This is a genomic window from Borrelia persica No12 (genome assembly GCF_000500045.1).
Lineage (GTDB): Bacteria > Spirochaetota > Spirochaetia > Borreliales > Borreliaceae > Borrelia > Borrelia persica.
This window is the reverse complement of sequence record NZ_AYOT01000170.1, coordinates 1-1,452: the sequence shown is the minus strand read 5'-3', so window position 1 is coordinate 1,452 and position 1,452 is coordinate 1. Positions and strand designations below refer to the sequence as shown.

Here is a 1,452-nt window from a genome sequence, read left to right as displayed (position 1 = left end):
AATTAACTAAAAATTCGATTAAAGAAGTTGATCCTACAAGAGTTCTGGAAGTTACTAACAGACAAATGGATTTTGTAAAAAAAATCTGGAAAGAGAATGTAGTAGGATTTGTTGATTTGTTCGATCAAGATGGAAATCTGATAACCAAAGAGATGGTAGAGAAAGATGCTGTGCTTTTACAGGATATGCTTTCTAATTTGACAGTTGAAATTTACAATATTTCTAATACTCTTAGGGTGAAGAATGTTCAAAAAAAGTCGAGTTAGGTCTGCATTACATTTCCAAACGAAGTCACTATACACAGGTTCTCGTGTATGCAGATAAAATACAATCAGAATTCATAAGGTAGATGAAGAGTGAAATGACATGGATTAAGCATAATGAAGATGCTTTAACATATTTAATTAATCAAGCTTTGCTTTCACGAAGCTCATTAAATCAGATCCAAGTCGACCTTCGTTTGCCATCTCAAACAAAGCTTCCCCTGTAACTCCAGCTTCCTCTGCTAAAACTTCAGTAAGATCAACCCCAGCATCACGAAGTGCTATAAGATCCTCTACAGCAATATYATTTTTCGACTCAATACTAGAGTAAACCTCAGCCAATTTCTCAAGGCCTGCACTACTTCCTCCTGCAACCTCTACAAACATTCTCATACGTTCACTAACCTCAGAAGCCTTAGATCCATAATGCAACATAGTTTTGGCTGCATTATGAACAGCTTCAGTAGTAAACAAAGTCTCTTCACTAAAAGCTCTCATATCATTAGCTAAATCTTTACCAGCATCAGCATTGTTTAACATTTCAGAAAATGTCGTCATCTCTTTATTAAAGGCTTCTACAGACTCCATAGCACCTGAGACCAAGCCCGAAATAGCCGAAGATAGCATTTCAAGAGCTTTAACAAGCAAAAGTATTGGGAGTACAGTAGCTAAGAGTTGACTTAAAGCTAGTGTTGCCTGATTGGCAAATCCTTTAACACCCTGCAAAATGTTACCAAAACCTTTAAAAGCACCACCTATACTTTTAACATTCTTAACATTATCTCCAATACCCCTAATTGAATCACCAAGAATCTTAAAATTCTTAATCATCTTTTCGGCACTTGAAAGCACAAATTTATAGACAGTATTAAATCCCGCTCCTGCATGAGATGCATTCTCTAGCCTTGATCTTAGATCTTCAAGATTTGCGAATTGCTGTTCTGCAATCCTTCCCAGTGTATCAGCTATCGTATTTAATCCCGAATCATCTTTAGTCTGGATCGACAAAGGAATCAAAATCTCGTCTACTTTCATATATCAATACCCTTTGCTTTTACTTATACTTTCATTTTCAAGGCACTTGATGTACAAATTAAGTTCACTTAGCACAATTACAAACCAGTAATTCTGATCATAAAGTCCACCTTCTTTAGAAAGATAACCTGAGCACTGCATTAAAGAATGCTAC

Annotated in this window: 1 protein-coding gene and 1 pseudogene; one reads left to right on the top strand and one right to left on the bottom strand. The window is 35.9% G+C overall.

Annotated elements, in window-relative coordinates; all coding sequences use genetic code 11:
* A pseudogene (locus U881_RS12820) lies at positions 1-266 on the top strand (hypothetical protein); the annotation flags it as partial.
* 138 nt (positions 267-404) lie between these two features.
* On the opposite strand, the gene U881_RS13315 reads toward U881_RS12820, so the two are convergent.
* Positions 405-1,298: a tape measure protein gene (locus tag U881_RS13315; RefSeq protein ID WP_024653638.1), complete on the bottom strand. Its 894-nt coding sequence runs from the start codon at positions 1,296-1,298 to the stop codon at positions 405-407.
* Positions 1,299-1,452: the final 154 nt, after the last annotated feature.